This window comes from Pseudomonas sp. PL-6 (assembly GCF_054110165.1).
The window spans coordinates 374,582-391,243 of the sequence record NZ_CM134189.1; the positions used below are offsets into that span (position 1 = coordinate 374,582).

The following is a 16,662-nucleotide window of genomic DNA, read 5'->3' on the forward strand; positions in this document are numbered from 1 at the left end:
CTCAGTTGGCGAGCGTCTGGAGTTCGAGGGTCAGCGGCGTGGGGCCGGACAATTTTACCCGCTCGTTGGCCGCCAGCGACAGGCTGGCGCCGACCACGTCGGGGCGGATCGGCAGCTCGCGGGCGCCCAGGTCGAGCAGGCTGACCAGGGTCACGCTGGCCGGACGGCCGTAGTCGAACAGCTCGTTCAGCGCGGCGCGGATGGTGCGCCCGCTCATCAGCACGTCGTCGATCAGCACCAGGTGCTGGCCTTCGATCTCGAACGGCAGTTCGGAGGGTTGCACCTGCGGGTGCAGACCGTTCTGGGTGAAGTCGTCGCGGTAGAAGGACACGTCGAGCACGCCCAGCGCGTCGTCGCGCCCCAGGGCGGCAAGCAGGGCCTGGGCGACCCAGACGCCGCCGGTGCGGATGCCGATAAAGCGCGGCTCGGCGATCTGGCGCTGGTTCAGGTGCTGGGTCAGGGCGCTGGCCATGGCCGGCAGCAGCTCGTTGGGGTTCGGTAGCATGGCGAAACTCCATGTGGCGGGCCGAGTCGCTCAGCCCGGACAGTTTTCCTCGAGCCAGCCCTGCAGCAGCAGGGCGGCGGCAATGGCATCGACCGGGCGCTCGCGGTAGCCGCCACTCTGGCCCTCGCGCAGGCGCTGGCCCTTGGCCTCGAAGGTGGTCAGGCGTTCGTCGTGGGTGTAGGCGGGCAGGTTGTAGCGGCCATTGAGGCGGCGGGCGAATTTCTCGGCGCGGGCGCTCATCTCGCTGGGCGTGCCGTCCATGTTCAGCGGCAGGCCGACCACCACGGCGTCCGGCTGCCATTCCTTGATCAAGGCTTCGACCCGGCTCCAGTCCGGCACGCCGTTCTGCGCCTTGAGCACGCACAGCTCGCGGGCCTGGCCGGTGATCACCTGGCCGACGGCGACGCCGATCTGCTTGGTGCCGTAGTCGAAGCCCAGCAGCAGGCGCAGCGGCTTGCCCTCGGCCATCAGGCGTGCCCGGCTTGCGAGGTGAGCAGGCTGAGGTTGACCCCCAGGCGTGCGGCGGCGGCATTGAGACGCTGGTCGAAGGGCAGGTCGAAGAGAATGGCGCTGTCGGCCGGACAGGTCAGCCAGGCGTTGTCGGCCAGCTCCGCTTCCAGTTGCCCGGCCTCCCAGCCGGCGTAGCCGAGGGTGATCAGGTACTTGTCCGGGCCCGTGCCGTCGGCGATGGCGAATAGCACGTCCTGCGAGGTGGACAGGCCCAGTTCGCCCAGCTCCAGGGTGGCCTGGAACTGCGGGCCGGCCGGGTGCAGGACGAAGCCGCGGTCGGTCTGCACCGGGCCGCCGGCGAAGATCGGCAGGCTGTGGCACAGCGCCGCCGGCTCCTCCTCGGGACGCAGCTGTTCCAGCACGTCGGCCAGGTTGAGGCCGTTGGGCTTGTTGATCACCAGACCCATGGCGCCCTGTTCGTTGTGTTCGACCAGGTAGGTGACGGTGTGCGCGAAATGCGGATCGGCCATGTGCGGCATGGCGATCAGGAAGTGGTGCTTGAGTGAGGTGGGGGCTGAAATCTTCATGGCGCTAGTTTCGGCCTTAAGCGGGCAGGCTTCAAGCTGTAGGGCGGACCGGATCGCCGGCCGCTCGTAGTGAGGCTAGCTGTCCGCCATCGGCGTTGACTACAAGATCGCCCGGCCTACTGCTCCGCGAGTGCGCCCTACCTGCGACTGCGCTTACCGCGTGTACGCCAATCTGTCAGTTGCTCGACAGCCGGTCGCCGCGCTCGAAGCGCCAGGTGCGGATGATTTCCAGGCGGTCGATATCGGCCAAGTCGCCGGTGAAGGGGGCGTAGGGCGCGGCCAGGCGCACGATGCGCTGCGCCGCCTGGTCGAGCACGGCCTGGCCGGAGGATTCCAGCACCTGCACCTCGTACAGCGAGCCGTCGCGGTTGATCGAGACCAGCAGGCGCAGGCTGCCGTAGATGCGCTGGCGGCGGGCATCGTCGGGGTAGTTGAGGTTGCCGATGCGCTCGACCTTCTTGCGCCATTCGTCCTTGTACCAGGCGCCCTTGTCGCGCATGGTCGAGGCGGCGTTGAGGCGGTGGATCTTTGGCCGTTTGGCATAGGCCTGGACTTCCTGGGCCAGCTCGGCCTCCAGGCTGGCGATTTCCGCCGACAGCTGGGCGGCATCGAATACCGGCGCCGGGCGGGGCTGCGGCACCGGCTTGGCTTCCTCGCGTTTGACCGGGGTCTTCTGCTGCTGCGGGGCGCGGGTGGCGACCGCGGTCTTGGGCGCTTCCTGGCGGGTAGCCGGCTGCTGCGGGGTGGCCGGCGGGGTGACCTTGCGCACCTCGCTGTCCTGGAACGGCGCCTGTTCGGTGGTCTTCGGCGCGGCGGCGTGTTCCAGGGTGCCGCTGCCCTGCTGGTTGTCCTGGGCGAGGAAGTCGGCCTGCTTGGGCTTCTCCTCGCTCTTGAAGGTGGACAGGGTGATTTCCAGGGTCTTGCTGATCTGGCTCGGCGGCTCCAGGCTGAAGCCGACGCCGAGGATCAGCGCCACGTGCAGGGCCGCGGCGAGGAACAGGGTGAACCCCAGGCGATCCGCCGGACGGACGGCGGCGGTGGAAACGGCGGGTGGGGTGGCTGCTGCGTTCATCGCATATCGGGTCTGCTGGCGGATGTCGCGCAGTCTGCGGCGCGACGCTTCAGGCTGCAAGCCTGAAGCGCCAGGCTGCCACCTGCGTCAAGCTTTTGCCGCGCGCTTGGCCGCGATGCAGTCCATCAGGCGCTCGCCGATGCGGGTGTCGAAGGCGGCGTCAATCTCGCGGATGCAGGTGGGGCTGGTGACGTTGATCTCGGTGAGGTGCTCGCCGATCACGTCCAGGCCGACGAACAGCAGCCCCTTCTCGCGCAGGGTCGGGCCGACCGCGGCGGCGATCTCGTGGTCGCGCGCGGTCAGTGGGCGGGCCTCGCCGCGGCCGCCGGCGGCCAGGTTGCCGCGGGTCTCGCCGGCGGCCGGGATGCGCGCCAGGCAGTAGGGCACCGCTTCGCCATCGATCATCAGGATGCGCTTGTCGCCGTCCTTGATCGCCGACAGGTAGCCTTGCGCCATGATCTGCTGCTGGCCATGCCGGGTCAGCGCCTCGAGGATCACCGAGAGGTTGGGGTCGCCTTCGCGGTGGCGGAATATCTGCGAACCGCCCATGCCGTCCAGGGGTTTGAGAATGATGTCACGGTGCTCATCGGCAAACTGGCGCAGAATGTCAGGACGCCGACTGACCAGGGTCGGCGGCGTGTATTGGGAGAACTGGGTGGCGAACAGCTTTTCATTGCAGTCGCGCAGGCTCTGCGGCCGATTGACCACCAGTACGCCGTCGCGTTCCGCCTGCTCCAGCAGGTGGGTGGAATAGAGGAATTCGTTATCGAAGGGCGGGTCCTTGCGCATCAGGATCACGTCCAGCTCGGCGAGGGCGGCATCCTGTTCGGCGCCCAGGGCGAACCAGCGCTGGGCGTCGTTGAACACTTCCAGGGGGCGCAGGCGGGCACGGGCCCGGCCGCGGGCCTGGTAGAGATCCTGCTGTTCCATATAGAACAGCGACCAGCCGCGCGCCTGAGCGGCCAGCAGCATGGCCAGCGAGCTGTCCTTCTTGAAGGAAATGCTGGCAATCGGATCCATGACGATCCCGAGACGAAGGCTCATGGGGGTAACTCTCCGCGAGAAATGGGGCGGCGGCCGGGTTGGCCGCGCCGAGCACAGGCTGTCAGGGTGGCGTCGGCCGGGGCCCTGGTCAAGGGCAGGAGCCGCCCCGGCGGGCTTATAGCTTGCATGGGGAGAGTGTGCTAAAAAGGCCCGACGATTGGGTCAAGCCCATCGGTGACAGGGCCTCAGGCACACTGATAACGCGAATATAACGACTCACCGAGGCGATGGTAGGGCGAAAATGGAACAGCATTCCGAGGGTTTGAAAGTAATGGTGATCGACGATTCGAAAACGATTCGTCGCACCGCGGAAACTCTGCTGAAAAAGGTGGGTTGCGAGGTCATCACCGCGGTCGATGGCTTCGATGCCCTGGCCAAGATTGCCGACACCCATCCCAGCATCATCTTTGTCGACATCATGATGCCGCGTCTCGATGGGTATCAGACCTGTGCCCTGATCAAGAACAACAGTGCTTTCAAATCCACCCCGGTGATCATGCTGTCCTCCAAGGACGGCCTGTTCGACAAGGCCAAGGGGCGCATCGTCGGCTCCGATCAGTACCTGACCAAGCCCTTCAGCAAGGAAGAGCTGCTCGGGGCGATCAAGGCCCATGTGCCGGACTTCATCCCGGTGGAACAAGCCTCCTGACGCCGCGGCCTGCAGGGCCGTACGCCTCTTCTGTATTGGGAAACACCATGGCTCGAATTCTGATTGTTGATGACTCCCCGACCGAGATGTACAAGCTGACCGCCATGCTGGAAAAGCACGGCCATCAGGTGCTCAAGGCGGAAAACGGCGCCGACGGCGTCGCCCTGGCGCGCCAGGAGAAGCCCGATGCCGTGCTGATGGACATCGTCATGCCGGGTCTCAACGGCTTCCAGGCCACCCGTCAGCTGACCAAGGACGCCGAGACCAGCCATATTCCGGTGATCATCGTCACCACCAAGGACCAGGAGACCGACAAGGTCTGGGGCAAGCGCCAGGGCGCCAAGGACTACCTGACCAAGCCGGTCGACGAAGACACCTTGCTGAAAACCCTCAATGCGGTGCTGGCCGGCTGATGCCGTGTCGTCCGCGTATTAAATAAGAAGAAGGCCAAGGCTGGCATGTCGGACGTGCAGACCCCTTTCCAGATTCTCCTCGACATCGACCAGCGTTGCCGCGCCCTGGCGGCCGGCCTGCCGTCGCAACAGGCGGCCGTGCAGACCTGGAGCGGCATCGGCTTTCGCATGGGCGAACGGCTGTTCGTCGCGCCGATGGGGGAAGTCGGCGAGGTGTTGCACGAGCCGCGTCACACCCTGCTGCCGGGCGTGAAGAGCTGGGTCAAGGGCGTCGCCAACGTGCGCGGTCGCCTGCTGCCGGTGATGGACCTGTGCGGCTTCTTCGGCAACGAACTGTCGCCGCTGCGCAAGCTGCGGCGGGTGCTGGTGGTTGATCACCAGGAAATCTTCGCCGGCCTCACGGTCGACGAGGTGTTCGGCATGCAACATTTTCCCGTGGATGCCTTCTCCGAGCAGTTGCCGCCCCTCGAGGCGAGCATCGCGCCCTTTATCCACGGTGTCTTTCAACGGGAACAGCCCTGGTTGGTGTTCAGCCCTCACGCGCTGGCCACCGATCCGGGCTTTCTCGATGTCGCTTATTAGAAAAAAATCGGTTGGGTCGGTTCTGCCGACCCTTTGGCGTTACATGGGAACCGTAGTGCGGTCGGTCCAGGCGGGGGCCAGATAATGAAAAAACTCAATGCAGGCAATTTGTTGGTCGGGGCACGCAGCAGCACGCTGATCGCGGCGCTGTTCGTCGTGCTGATCGTCTCCATCGTGCTGTTGTTCGCGAACTTCGCCTACATCAACACCCAGTCCAACTACGATACCGAGTACATCAGTCACTCCGGTGAGCTGCGCGTACTGTCCCAGCGTATCGCCAAGAACGCCACGGAAGCGGCGGCGGGTACCGCCGAGGCCTTCGGCCTGCTGCGCGACGCGCGCAACGACTTCCAGCAGCGCTGGGGTTATCTGACCGACGGCGACGCCAGCACCGGCCTGCCGCCGGCACCGGAAGCGGTGCAGGCGCAGATGGCCGCGGTGCAGCAGGACTGGGACAGCCTGCGGCAGAATACCGACGCCATTCTCGCCAGCGAGCAGACCGTACTGTCGCTGCACCAGGTAGCCGCCACCCTGGCGGAAACCATTCCGCAGCTGCAGGTCGAGTACGAGGAAGTGGTCGACATCCTGCTGGAAAGCGGTGCGCCGGCGGCCCAGGTCTCGGTGGCCCAGCGCCAGTCGCTGCTGGCCGAACGTATCCTCGGCTCGGTGAACAAGGTGCTGGCCGGTGACGAAGACTCGGTGCAGGCCGCCGACATGTTCGGTCGCGACGCCAGCCTGTTCGGCCGGGTACTGGCCGCCATGCTCGAAGGCAACGCGGCGATGGAAATCAGCCAGGTGACCGACGAGGAAGCCCTCGAGCGTCTGGCCGAGATTTCCGAGCTGTTCGAATTCGTTTCCGGTTCGGTGGACGAGATTCTCGAGACCTCGCCGGAACTGTTCCAGGTGCGTGAGTCGGCGAACGCCATCTTCAGCGTGTCGCAGACTCTGCTGGACAAGGCGTCCGAGCTGGCCGGCGGCTTCGAAGACCTGGCCTCGGGCCGTGCCATCAACACCCTGTTCGGCTATGTGCTGGGCGCCCTGGCGCTGGGTTCGATCATCCTCATCGGCCTGGTGATGGTGCGCGAGACCAACCGCCGATTGGCCGAGACCGCGGAGAAGAACGAACGTAACCAGGCGGCGATTCTGCGTCTGCTCGACGAAATCGCCGACCTCGCCGACGGTGACCTGACCGTGGCCGCGACGGTAACCGAGGACTTCACCGGTGCCATCGCCGACTCCATCAACTACTCCATCGACCAGCTGCGCGACCTGGTGGCCACCATCAACCTGACCGCCGTTCAGGTCGCCGGTGCGGCCCAGGAAACCCAGGCCACGGCGATGCACCTGGCCGAGGCGTCCGAGCACCAGGCCCAGGAAATCGCCGGCGCCTCCGCGGCGATCAACGAAATGGCCGTGTCGATCGACCAGGTATCGGCGAACGCCTCGGAATCCTCCGCGGTAGCGGAACGTTCCGTAGCCATCGCCAACAAGGGCAACGAGGTCGTACACAACACCATCACCGGCATGGATAACATCCGTGAGCAGATCCAGGACACCTCGAAGCGGATCAAGCGCCTCGGTGAATCGTCCCAGGAGATCGGTGACATCGTCAGCCTGATCAACGACATTGCCGACCAGACCAACATCCTCGCCCTGAACGCCGCGATCCAGGCGTCCATGGCCGGTGATGCGGGCCGCGGCTTCGCCGTGGTAGCGGACGAGGTACAACGCCTCGCGGAACGTTCCTCGGCGGCGACCAAGCAGATCGAGGCGCTGGTCAAGACCATTCAGACCGACACCAACGAGGCCGTTATCTCCATGGAGCAGACGACCTCCGAAGTGGTGCGCGGTGCCCGCCTGGCGCAGGACGCCGGGGTGGCCCTGGAAGAGATCGAGAAGGTATCCAAGACCCTCGCGGCGCTGATCCAGAACATCTCCAACGCCGCTCGTCAGCAGGCCTCTTCGGCCGGCCATATTTCCAACACCATGAACGTGATCCAGGAAATCACCTCGCAGACGTCTTCGGGTACCACCGCCACCGCCAAGAGCATCGGTAACCTGGCCAAGATGGCCAGTGAGATGCGCAAGTCGGTGTCCGGCTTCACCCTCCCGGACGCCTGATAAAGGAGGGCGGCGGCTGCTTGCAGTCGCCGCACGACAGCCATGACTCAGGGCGAAGGTATGCAGTCAAGCGGCGTGTGGGCCTTGCGCCCGGTGGCCGATATGTCGCAAGCCGACTTCCACGACTGGCAGGCGCTGCTCGAAGCGCGCACCGGCGTGGTGATCAGCGAGCAGCGGCGCGCCTTCCTGCAAACCAACCTGAGTGCGCGCATGCGCGAACTGGGCGTCACGGACTACGCCAGCTATTACCGCCAGGTCACCGACGGCCCGCGTGGCGCGGTGGAGTGGTCGACCCTGCTGGATCGTCTGACCGTGCAGGAAACCCGCTTCTTCCGCCACCCGCCGTCCTTCGAGGTGCTGGCGCAATACCTGCAGGAGCGACTGGCCGCCGGCCTGACGCGGCCCTGGGAGCTGTGGAGCGTGGGTTGTTCCAGCGGCGAGGAGCCTTATTCGCTGGCGATCCTGGCGGCCGAAGCGCTGCAGGGCAGCGAGTCGCCCGAGCATTTTGCCGTGACCGGCACGGATATCAGCCAGGGCGCGCTGAGCAAGGCCCGCGAGGGCAGTTACTCGGCGCGGCGTCTGGAACAGGTGAACGGCGACCTGCGCGAGCGTTATTTCCTCGCCCAGGCCGACGGACGTTTCAAGGTGGTGCCGAGTCTGGCGGCGCGCGTGTGCTGCGCCAAGCTCAATGTGCTGGAACTGGCCAAGGCGCCGATGTCCGGCATGGACGTGATTTTCTGTCAGAACTTGCTGATCTATTTCCGCCGCTGGCGTCGCCGCGACATCCTCAACCGCCTGGCCGAGAGCCTGGCACCTGGGGGGCTGCTGGTGGTGGGCGTGGGCGAAGTAGCCGGTTGGCAGCATCCGGCGCTGGTGCCGGTGGCCGACGAGCGAGTCCTGGCGTTTACCCGCAAGGGATAAGGCCAAGTTTATGAGTGGAGTGGCTATGGGTGATCGGCATGACTATGTCGCCCTGGAGTGGGTCAAAGGCGAGATCGCGGAAACCCTGAAGCAGGCGCGGCAGGCCCTGGAGGCGTTCGTCGAGAACCCGCAGGACCCCACGCGCATGCGTTTCTGCCTGACCTATGTGCACCAGGTCCACGGCACCTTGCAGATGGTCGAGTTCTACGGCGCCGCGCTGCTCGCCGAGGAAATGGAGCAGCTGGCCAAGGCGCTGATGGAAGGTCGCGTGGCCAACCAGGGCGAAGCCCTGGAAGTGCTGATGCAGGCCATCCTGCAGCTGCCGGTGTACCTCGACCGCATCCAGACCGCTCGCCGCGACCTGCCGATGGTGGTGTTGCCGCTGCTCAACGACCTGCGCGCCGCGCGCGGCGAGAAGCTGCTGTCGGAAACCAGCCTGTTCGCCCCGGACATGTCGGTGCGTCAGCCGGCGCTGCCATCCGACAGCCTGGCGCGGCTGCGCACCGCCGAGCTGCCGGTGCTGCTGCGCAAGCTGCGGCAGATGCTGCAGATGGCCCTGGTCGGGGTGATCCGCGGCCAGGACCTGGCCACTAACCTCGGCTACATGGCGCGCGTGTTCGCCCGCCTGGAAACCCTGTGCAAGGACGCCCCGCTGGGCGGCCTGTGGCAGATCGCCTCCGGCATGGTCGAGGGCCTGGCCAACGGCAGCGTGGTCAACGGCACCTCGGTGCGCACCCTGCTGCGCCAGGTCGACAAGGAGCTCAAGCGCCTGGTCGAGCAGGGCGCCGACGGCATCAACCAGGCCGCGCCGGACGAGCTGACCAAGAACCTGCTGTTCTACGTGGCCAAGGCGCCGGCGCAGTCGCCGCGCATCCGCGCGCTGAAGGAACAGTACCGCCTCGACGAAGCCCTGCCCGACAACGAGGTGGTGGACGAGGAACGCGCCCGCCTGGCCGGCCCCGACCGCGACGCCATGCGCTCGGTGGTCGCCGCCCTGTGCGAGGAGCTGGTGCGGGTCAAGGACAGCCTCGACCTGTTCGTGCGCAGCGACCGCAGCCAGGCCGGCGAGCTGGACGGCCTGCTGGCGCCGCTCAAGCAGATCGCCGATACCCTGGCGGTGCTCGGCTTCGGCCAGCCGCGCAAGGTCATCCTCGATCAGATCGACGTGATCCACGGCCTCTCCCTCGGCCAGCGCGAGCCCAGCGACGCGGTGCTGATGGACGTCGCCGGCGCCCTGCTGTACGTCGAGGCGACCCTGGCCGGCATGGTCGGCCCGAGCGACGACGGGCAGAGCGAACAGAGCCACCTGCCCACCACCGACGTGGCGCAGATCCATCAGCTTGTCATTAAAGAGGCGCGCAACGGCCTGGAGCAGGCCAAGGACGCGATCATCGAGTTCATCGCCTCGCAGTGGAACCACGAGCACCTGGCGCGCGTGCCCGAGCTGCTCACCCAGGTCCGTGGCGGCCTGGCGATGATCCCGCTGCAGCGCGCCGCCGACCTGCTCAACGCCTGCAACCGCTATATCCAGGAACAGCTGCTGGCGCGCAAGGCCGTGCCCAACTGGCAGAGCCTGGACACCCTAGCCGACGCCATCACCAGCGTCGAGTACTACCTCGAGCGCCTGTCCGAGGACCACGGCAGCCAGGGCGACCTGATTCTCGACGTGGCCGAGGAGAGCCTGGAAGCGCTGGGCTATCCGCTCAAGGAAAAGCCGTCGATCCTCGATCGTGTCGAGCCGCAGGAGGAGTCGCTGGCGCCGCTGGCCGACCCGCTGCAGGACATCGAGCTGCTCGGCGCCGAGGACAGCCAGCTGGAGCAACCCCTGGCCGACAGCGAGCCGGTCGCCGCCGCGCAGGAGTCGTCCTTCGCGCCGGAGTTCGACCTGGCCGAGCAGGCCGACGCCGACCAGCAGCCCTTCGAGGCCGCGGCCGAGCCGCAACTGGAGGAGCTGCAGCCGCTCAACGATTTCGCCTTCGAACTGGACGACGGCCCGCAGGGCCTCGCCGCCGAGCCCGAGCACGAGCTGGAACTGGAAGAGCTGAGCCTGGAGCAGCTGTCCGCCCCGCAGCAGTGGGACGAGCTGGAACTGGCCGAACTGGAACTGCCCGAGGTCGAGCTGCCCAGCGCCCCCGCGCCGGCGCCGCTGATCGAGGTGGAGGACCTTGCCAAGCCGCTGTCGATGGCCGACGTGATGGCCGCGCCGGTGCAGGCGATCAACCCGCCGGCCGCCGAGGTGCCGCCGAGCCTGCTGCCGCCGCCGGCCGACGAGGAGCCGGTGGACGAAGAGCTGCTGGAAGTCTTTATCGAAGAAGTCGGCGAGGTGCTGGAAACCATCGCCGAATACCTGCCGCAGTGGCAGGCCGATACCGAGAACAAGGACGCCCTGATCGAAGTGCGGCGTGCCTTCCACACCCTCAAGGGCAGCGGGCGCATGGTCCGCGCGCTGATCATCGGCGAGCTGGGCTGGTCCATCGAGAACCTGCTCAACCGTGTGCTGGATCGCAGCATTGCGCCGAGCGAGCCGGTGCAGCAGGTGGTGCTCGACGTGGTGGCGCTGATGCCGGCGCTGGTCGAGGAGTTCGCCGCCAAGGCGCAGCGCCAGCGCGACGACGTCGACCGGCTGGCCGCCACCGCGCATGCCCTGGCCAAGGGCCACAGCCTCCCAAAATCTGACGCCCCGGCCGCCGAGCAGGTAGCCGAGCCCGCGGGCGCTGTCGAGGCTACCGCCGCCGTGGAGGAGAGCGAGCCGCTCGATGGCGAGCCCCTCGACCCGCAGTTGCTGGAAATCTTCCGCAACGAGGCAGAAACCCATCTGGACACCCTGGTCGGCTTTCTCGCCGACTGCGCGCAGGAGCTGCCGCAGCCGGTGACCGACGACCTGCAGCGCGCCCTGCACACCCTCAAGGGCAGCGCCTATATGGCCGGCATCCTGCCGGTGGCGGAGATCGCCGCGCCGCTGGAGAAGTTGGTCAAGGAGTTCAAGACCAACCTGATCCGCGTCGACATGGCCGAGGCCGAGCTGCTCAGCCGCGCCGAGAAGCTGTTCCGCGCCGCCCTGGAGCAGCTGGAAAGCCAGCCGCTGGCGCCGATTGCCGGTGCCGAGGACTTCCTCGCCCGGGTCCACAAGCTGCATCAGGAGCGCCTCGACGCTGCCGAAGGCGAACGCCTCGGGCAGAGTGGCGAAAGTCGCGACCCGCAGCTGATCGGCATCTTCCTGGCCGAAGGCATGGATATCCTGCTGGACGCCGAGGACCTGCTGCGCAAGTGGCGCGAGCATCCCTCCGAGCGCCAGGAGCTGTCCGCCCTGCTGGAAGAGCTGACCACTCTCGGCCGAGGCGCCGAGATGGCCGAGCTGCCGCAGATCGACGAGCTGTGCGAGGCCCTGCTGGACCTCTATGGCGCGGTCGAGGAGGGCAGCCTGGCGGTCAGCGAACGCTTCTTCGACGAGGCGGAAAAGGCCCACGAAGCGCTGATCGGCATGATGGATCAGGTTGCCGCGGCGCTGCAGGTCAGCGCCCAGCCCGAGCGTGTGCAGGCGCTGCGCGACCTGCTCGGCGAAGCCATCGACCCAGCCACCCTGGCCCTGCTCGCCCCCGGCGCCGAGGGTTTCGAAGTCATCGAGCTGGACCAGGCCACGGCCGAACTGCTGCAGGCTGAGGAACAGCCGGAGCCGCAGGCGTCGGGCGCGGAGTTCGCCGCGTTCGAGCTGCCCGAGGACAGCATTGCCGAGCCCGAGCCCGAGCCCGAAGCCGAAGCCGAAGCCGAAGCCAGCTTCAGCCCGGCCGATGCCGACCTCGACGAGGAGATGGTGGAAATCTTCCTCGAAGAGGCGGTGGATATCCTCGAAAGCGCCGGCCAGGCCCTGGAGCGCTGGCTCGGCGAACCGGACAACACCCTGCCGCTGTCGTCCCTGCAGCGCGACCTGCACACCCTCAAGGGCGGCGCGCGGATGGCCGCGATCCGCCCGATCGGCGACCTCGGCCACGAGCTGGAATCGCTCTACGAAGGCCTGGTCGACCGCCGCTACAACTACGGCGCGGCCCTGGGCGGCCTGCTGCAGCAGAGCCACGACCGCCTGGCGCTGATGCTCGATCAGCTGCAGGCGCGCCAGCCGCTGGCGGCCGGCGAAGACCTGATCCAGGCCATCCGCCAGTTCCGCCAGGGCGGCGCGCAGAGCCTGTCGGCCGCGGCGACCCTGGCCGATCCGGCCCTGGACGAGGAGGCGGCTCAGGCCGCCGAACCGCTCGAACTGGATCTGGATGCCGGCGAGCTGCCGCCGCTGGCTCTGGTCGAAGACGAAGACCTGCTGGTGCTCGATGATCCCACCGAAGCGCCGCTCGATCAGGCGTCGCCGGCAGTCGACGAGCCCACGCCGGAGCTGCCGGTACCGGCCGACCCCGAGCCGCAGGCGGCGGCGCCGACCAGCTGGCACGAGGAGCGCGACCCGGAGCTGGTGGAAATCTTCCTCGAGGAAGGCTTCGACATCATCGACAGCGCCGGCGCCGCCCTGCAGCGCTGGATGGCCGACGTCGACAACAGCCTGGAGCTGGAAGCCCTGCAGCGCGACTTGCACACCCTCAAGGGCGGTGCGCGCATGGCCGAAATCCGCGAGATCGGCGACCTGGCCCACGAACTGGAATTTCTCTACGAAGGCTTGGGCGGCGGTCGTCTGCGTGCCAGCCCCGAGCTGTTCGGCCTGCTGCAGGCCTGTCACGACCGCCTGGCCGAGATGCTCGAGGCGGTGCGCGGCCAGCGTGCGGTGCCGCCGGGCGACGCCCTGATCGAGACCATCAAGCGCTTTCGCGCCAACCCCGACGAGCAGCTGAGCATGCCGTCTGCGGTCCAGCTCAAGGCCTTCGTCGAGAGCGAGGACGGCGAGGAGGCCGACAGCGACATCCTCGACATCTTCCTCGAAGAGGGCGACGACCTGCTCGAGGCGATGGAGGCGGCCATCGGCCGCTGGGAAGAACAGCGCGACGACGGCGCCGCCATCGACGAGATGCTGCGCATCCTGCACACCCTCAAGGGCGGTGCGCGGCTGGCCGGGCAGAAGCGACTGGGCGACATGAGCCACGATCTCGAGCAGCACCTGAGCGAGGCGCTGCAGCAGGGCGCACCCTGGCCCGAGAGCCTGCTGCTCGACCTGCAGTCCGGTTTCGAGGGGCTGCAGAAGGAACTCGATCTGTTGCGCCAGCGCCTTAGCGCCAGCCTGGCCGAGCCGCCGCTGGTCGCCCAGCCCGAGCCGGCAGCGCCGAGCCTGGGCGCGCCGCAACCGGCCGGCCAACTGGTCGTCCCTAAGCTGGGCGCCCAACTGGTCGTCCCGATAGTCGCCGCCAGCGAGTTACCGAGCCAGGTGCAGGCGCCCAAGGTGCTGCCGTTCGTGCGCCGCGCCGCCGAGGCGGCGGCCGAGGCCGCGTCCCGTCGCGCCCCGCAGGAACTGGTCAAGGTGCCGGCCGACCTGCTCGAAGGCCTGGTCAACCTGGCCGGCGAGACCTCGATCTTCCGCGGTCGGGTCGAACAGCAGGTCAGCGACGTCAGTTTCACCCTGAGCGAGATGGAAGCCACCATCGACCGCGTGCGCGACCAGCTGCGCCGCCTCGATACCGAGACCCAGGCGCAAATCCTCAGCCGTTACCAGGCCGAGGCCGAGCGTGCCGGTTACGAGGACTTCGATCCGCTGGAGATGGACCGCCACTCGCAGCTGCAACAGCTGTCGCGGGCGCTGTTCGAGTCGGCCTCCGACCTGCTCGACCTGAAGGAAACCCTGGCGGCGAAGAACCGCGACGCGGAAACCCTGCTGCTGCAGCAGGCGCGGGTCAACACCGAGCTGCAGGAAGGCCTGATGCGCACCCGCATGGTGCCGTTCGACCGCCTGGTGCCGCGACTGCGCCGTATCGTCCGCCAGGTGGCCGGCGAGCTGGGCAAGCAGGTCGAGTTCGTCGTCGGCAACGCCGACGGGGAAATGGACCGCACCGTGCTCGAACGCATCGTCGCGCCGCTGGAGCACATGCTGCGCAACGCCGTCGACCATGGCATCGAGCCCACTGCCGTGCGCCGCGACGTCGGCAAGCTGGAAACCGGCACCATCCGCCTCAACCTCGGCCGCGAGGGCGGCGACATCGTCCTCACCCTCGACGACGACGGCGGCGGCATCCGCCTCGACGCGGTGCGGCGCAAGGCCATCGAACGCGGCATGATGGATGCCGACAGCGACCTGACCGACCACGAGATCCTCCAGTTCATCCTCGAGGCCGGTTTCTCCACCGCCGAGAAGGTCACCCAGATTTCCGGCCGCGGCGTCGGCATGGACGTGGTGCATTCGGAGGTCAAGCAGCTCGGCGGCTCGATGAGCATCGACTCGGTCGTCGGCCAGGGCACCCGTTTCACCATCCGCCTGCCGTTCACCGTGTCGGTCAACCGCGCGCTGATGGTGCTCTCCGGCGAGGACCTGTACGCCATCCCGCTGAACACCATCGAAGGCATCGTGCGGGTTTCGCCCTACGAGCTGGAGGCCTACTACGCGCCGGATGCGCCGCGCTTCGAGTACGCCGGGCAGGCCTACGAACTGAAGTACCTGGGCGACCTGCTGAACAACGGTCAGCAGCCCAAGCTGGTGGGCCAGAGCCTGCCGCTGCCGGTGATCCTGGTGCGCTCCAGCGAGCACGCCGTGGCGGTGCAGGTGGACAGCCTGGCCGGCTCGCGCGAAATCGTGGTGAAGAGCCTCGGCCCGCAGTTCGCCGGCGTACACGGCATCTCCGGCGCGACCATCCTCGGCGACGGCCGGGTGGTGGTGATTCTCGATCTGCTGGCGACCATCCGCGTGCTGCATGCGCACCTGCAGAGCCAGCTGACCCCGCGTCTGGCCTCGCGCCAGGTGGCGATCAGCGAGGAAGTGGAAGTCGACCGGCCGCCGTTGGTGATGGTGGTGGACGATTCGGTCACCGTGCGCAAGGTCACCAGCCGCCTGCTCGAGCGCAACGGCATGAACGTGATGACCGCCAAGGACGGTGTGGACGCCATCGCCCAGCTGCAGGAGCACAAGCCCGACATCATGCTGCTGGACATCGAGATGCCGCGCATGGACGGCTTCGAGGTGGCCACCCTGGTGCGCCACGACGAGCGCCTGAAGGACCTGCCGATCATCATGATCACCTCGCGTACCGGCGAGAAGCACCGCGAGCGGGCCATGGCCATCGGCGTCAACCAGTACCTCGGCAAGCCCTATCAGGAGTCCTTGCTGCTCGACACCATCGCTCAGTTGGTGGATAGCCACCGGATCAAACGGACATGACAGACAAATCCGCGGCACGTATTGCAGTGATCGCCGACACCTCCTTGCAGCGCCACGTGCTGCAGCAGGCGCTGGCCGGTGGCGGCTACCAGGTGGTGCTCAACAGCGACCCGGCACGCCTCGACGAGGCGGCGCTGGCCGCCTGCGACACCGACCTGTGGCTGGTGGACCTGGCCCAGTCGGAAGACTCGCCGCTGGTCGACAGTCTGCTGGAGCGCGCCAGCGCACCGGTGCTGTTCGGCGAGGGGCACGCCCCCGAACGCCATTCGGAGAACTACCCGCGTTGGGAGCGCAGCCTGTTCGGCAAGCTCAAGCGCCTGGTCGGTGATCCGACCCAGGCGGTGGGCCCGAGCCTGCAGGCGCTGCTCGACGAAACGCAGCGTCCAGCGCGCCTGGAATTGCCGCAGGCCTTGGCCGACACGCCGTTCAAGGCTGGCGAGCCGGCGCGCCAGGTCTGGCTGCTGGCGGCCTCGCTGGGCGGCCCGGCGGCGGTCAAGGCGTTCCTCGATGCGTTGCCCGGCGGCCTGCCGATCGGCTTCGTCTATGCCCAGCATATCGATGCCAGCTTCGAAACCGCGTTGCCGCAGGCGGTCGGCCGGCACAGCCAGTGGCACGTCAACCCGGCGCGCCAGGGCGACCCGGTACGTTGCGGCGAGGTGGTGGTGGCGCCGATCCAGCACGAGCTGGGTTTCGCCGAGGACGGCGCGATGCAGATCGCCGAACGCGGCTGGCCCGAGCCCTACAGCCCGTCCATCGACCAGATGATGCTCAACCTGGCGCAGCAGTTCGGCGCCCAGTGCGGGGTGATCGCCTTCAGCGGCATGGGCAGCGACGGCAGCGCCGCGGCGGCCTACGTCAAGCGCCAGGGCGGCCTGATCTGGACCCAGCGCGGCGACAGCTGCGCCAGCCCGAGCATGCCCGACAGTCTGCGCGAGGGCGGCTATAGCAGCTTCAGCGCCGACCCGCGCGAGCTGGCCGTGGCGCTGGTCAACCACCTCGCCGAACACTGCAGTTGAGGACGTTT

At 67.5% G+C, this 16,662-nt stretch carries 12 protein-coding genes; 7 read left to right on the forward strand and 5 right to left on the reverse strand.

Annotation, left to right across the window (positions count from 1 at the left end; all coding sequences use genetic code 11):
* Window position 1 precedes the first annotated feature (1 nt).
* The 5 genes from pyrR to gshB form a co-directional block, all read right to left on the reverse strand.
* Window positions 2-505, reverse strand: coding sequence for a bifunctional pyr operon transcriptional regulator/uracil phosphoribosyltransferase PyrR (gene pyrR, locus ACW9UL_RS01710; protein WP_021444026.1), 504 nt, complete (start codon window positions 503-505; stop codon window positions 2-4).
* Between the two features lie 30 nt (window positions 506-535).
* The gene (gene ruvX / locus ACW9UL_RS01715; RefSeq protein ID WP_457788648.1) at window positions 536-973 is read right to left on the reverse strand and encodes a Holliday junction resolvase RuvX; all 438 of its coding nucleotides are present in this window, start codon (window positions 971-973) and stop codon (window positions 536-538) included.
* Entirely contained in the window at window positions 973-1,542 is a 570-nt protein-coding gene (locus ACW9UL_RS01720) for a YqgE/AlgH family protein (protein ID WP_397495753.1), read from the reverse strand. Before ACW9UL_RS01720 ends, ruvX begins: the two co-directional genes overlap by 1 nt.
* Window positions 1,543-1,717: 175 nt before the next feature.
* On the reverse strand, window positions 1,718-2,614 hold the full coding sequence (locus tag ACW9UL_RS01725; RefSeq protein ID WP_457788649.1) for a TonB family protein: 897 nt from the start codon (window positions 2,612-2,614) through the stop codon (window positions 1,718-1,720).
* 87 nt (window positions 2,615-2,701) lie between these two features.
* Window positions 2,702-3,658 carry a glutathione synthase gene (gene gshB, locus ACW9UL_RS01730; RefSeq protein WP_457788650.1) on the reverse strand — a complete coding sequence of 319 codons (957 nt, stop codon included), beginning with the start codon at window positions 3,656-3,658 and terminating at the stop codon, window positions 2,702-2,704.
* Between the two features lie 241 nt (window positions 3,659-3,899).
* Between gshB and pilG the strand changes: the two genes are divergently transcribed.
* The 7 genes from pilG (at window position 3,900) to ACW9UL_RS01765 (ending at window position 16,654) form a co-directional block, all read left to right on the forward strand.
* A complete protein-coding gene (pilG, locus tag ACW9UL_RS01735; RefSeq protein WP_031302687.1) occupies window positions 3,900-4,307 on the forward strand; it encodes a twitching motility response regulator PilG in 408 nt (135 codons plus the stop codon).
* Between the two features lie 47 nt (window positions 4,308-4,354).
* Window positions 4,355-4,720 (forward strand): twitching motility response regulator PilH, encoded by a 366-nt coding sequence (gene pilH / locus ACW9UL_RS01740; RefSeq protein WP_013713612.1) that lies wholly within the window; start codon window positions 4,355-4,357, stop codon window positions 4,718-4,720.
* A 45-nt stretch (window positions 4,721-4,765) separates the two neighbouring features.
* Entirely contained in the window at window positions 4,766-5,302 is a 537-nt protein-coding gene (locus ACW9UL_RS01745) for a chemotaxis protein CheW (protein ID WP_021442252.1), read from the forward strand.
* 84 nt (window positions 5,303-5,386) lie between these two features.
* Window positions 5,387-7,423 (forward strand): methyl-accepting chemotaxis protein, encoded by a 2,037-nt coding sequence (locus ACW9UL_RS01750; protein WP_031302686.1) that lies wholly within the window; start codon window positions 5,387-5,389, stop codon window positions 7,421-7,423.
* A 60-nt stretch (window positions 7,424-7,483) separates the two neighbouring features.
* The gene (locus tag ACW9UL_RS01755) at window positions 7,484-8,344 is read left to right on the forward strand and encodes a protein-glutamate O-methyltransferase (protein ID WP_031302685.1); all 861 of its coding nucleotides are present in this window, start codon (window positions 7,484-7,486) and stop codon (window positions 8,342-8,344) included.
* 25 nt (window positions 8,345-8,369) lie between these two features.
* Complete coding sequence (locus ACW9UL_RS01760) at window positions 8,370-15,638, forward strand: Hpt domain-containing protein (protein WP_457788651.1); 7,269 nt, start codon at window positions 8,370-8,372, stop codon at window positions 15,636-15,638.
* A complete protein-coding gene (locus ACW9UL_RS01765) occupies window positions 15,635-16,654 on the forward strand; it encodes a chemotaxis protein CheB (RefSeq protein WP_031302923.1) in 1,020 nt (339 codons plus the stop codon). Before ACW9UL_RS01760 ends, ACW9UL_RS01765 begins: the two co-directional genes overlap by 4 nt.
* The last annotated feature ends 8 nt before the right edge of the window (window positions 16,655-16,662 follow it).

What these genes read in the sequence shown, in the direction of transcription:
- ACW9UL_RS01745 (WP_021442252.1), top strand. Translation starts at nt 4,766, where the DNA reads ATGTCGGACGTGCAGACCCCTTTCCAGATTCTCCTCGACATCGACCAG.
- pilH (WP_013713612.1), top strand. Translation starts at nt 4,355, where the DNA reads ATGGCTCGAATTCTGATTGTTGATGACTCCCCGACCGAGATGTACAAG.
- ruvX (WP_457788648.1), bottom strand. Translation starts at nt 973, where the DNA reads ATGGCCGAGGGCAAGCCGCTGCGCCTGCTGCTGGGCTTCGACTACGGC.
- ACW9UL_RS01755 (WP_031302685.1), top strand. Translation starts at nt 7,484, where the DNA reads ATGCAGTCAAGCGGCGTGTGGGCCTTGCGCCCGGTGGCCGATATGTCG.
- ACW9UL_RS01765 (WP_031302923.1), top strand. Translation starts at nt 15,635, where the DNA reads ATGACAGACAAATCCGCGGCACGTATTGCAGTGATCGCCGACACCTCC.
- pyrR (WP_021444026.1), bottom strand. Translation starts at nt 505, where the DNA reads ATGCTACCGAACCCCAACGAGCTGCTGCCGGCCATGGCCAGCGCCCTG.
- ACW9UL_RS01725 (WP_457788649.1), bottom strand. Translation starts at nt 2,614, where the DNA reads ATGAACGCAGCAGCCACCCCACCCGCCGTTTCCACCGCCGCCGTCCGT.
- ACW9UL_RS01760 (WP_457788651.1), top strand. Translation starts at nt 8,370, where the DNA reads ATGGGTGATCGGCATGACTATGTCGCCCTGGAGTGGGTCAAAGGCGAG.
- ACW9UL_RS01720 (WP_397495753.1), bottom strand. Translation starts at nt 1,542, where the DNA reads ATGAAGATTTCAGCCCCCACCTCACTCAAGCACCACTTCCTGATCGCC.
- pilG (WP_031302687.1), top strand. Translation starts at nt 3,900, where the DNA reads ATGGAACAGCATTCCGAGGGTTTGAAAGTAATGGTGATCGACGATTCG.
- ACW9UL_RS01750 (WP_031302686.1), top strand. Translation starts at nt 5,387, where the DNA reads ATGAAAAAACTCAATGCAGGCAATTTGTTGGTCGGGGCACGCAGCAGC.
- gshB (WP_457788650.1), bottom strand. Translation starts at nt 3,658, where the DNA reads ATGAGCCTTCGTCTCGGGATCGTCATGGATCCGATTGCCAGCATTTCC.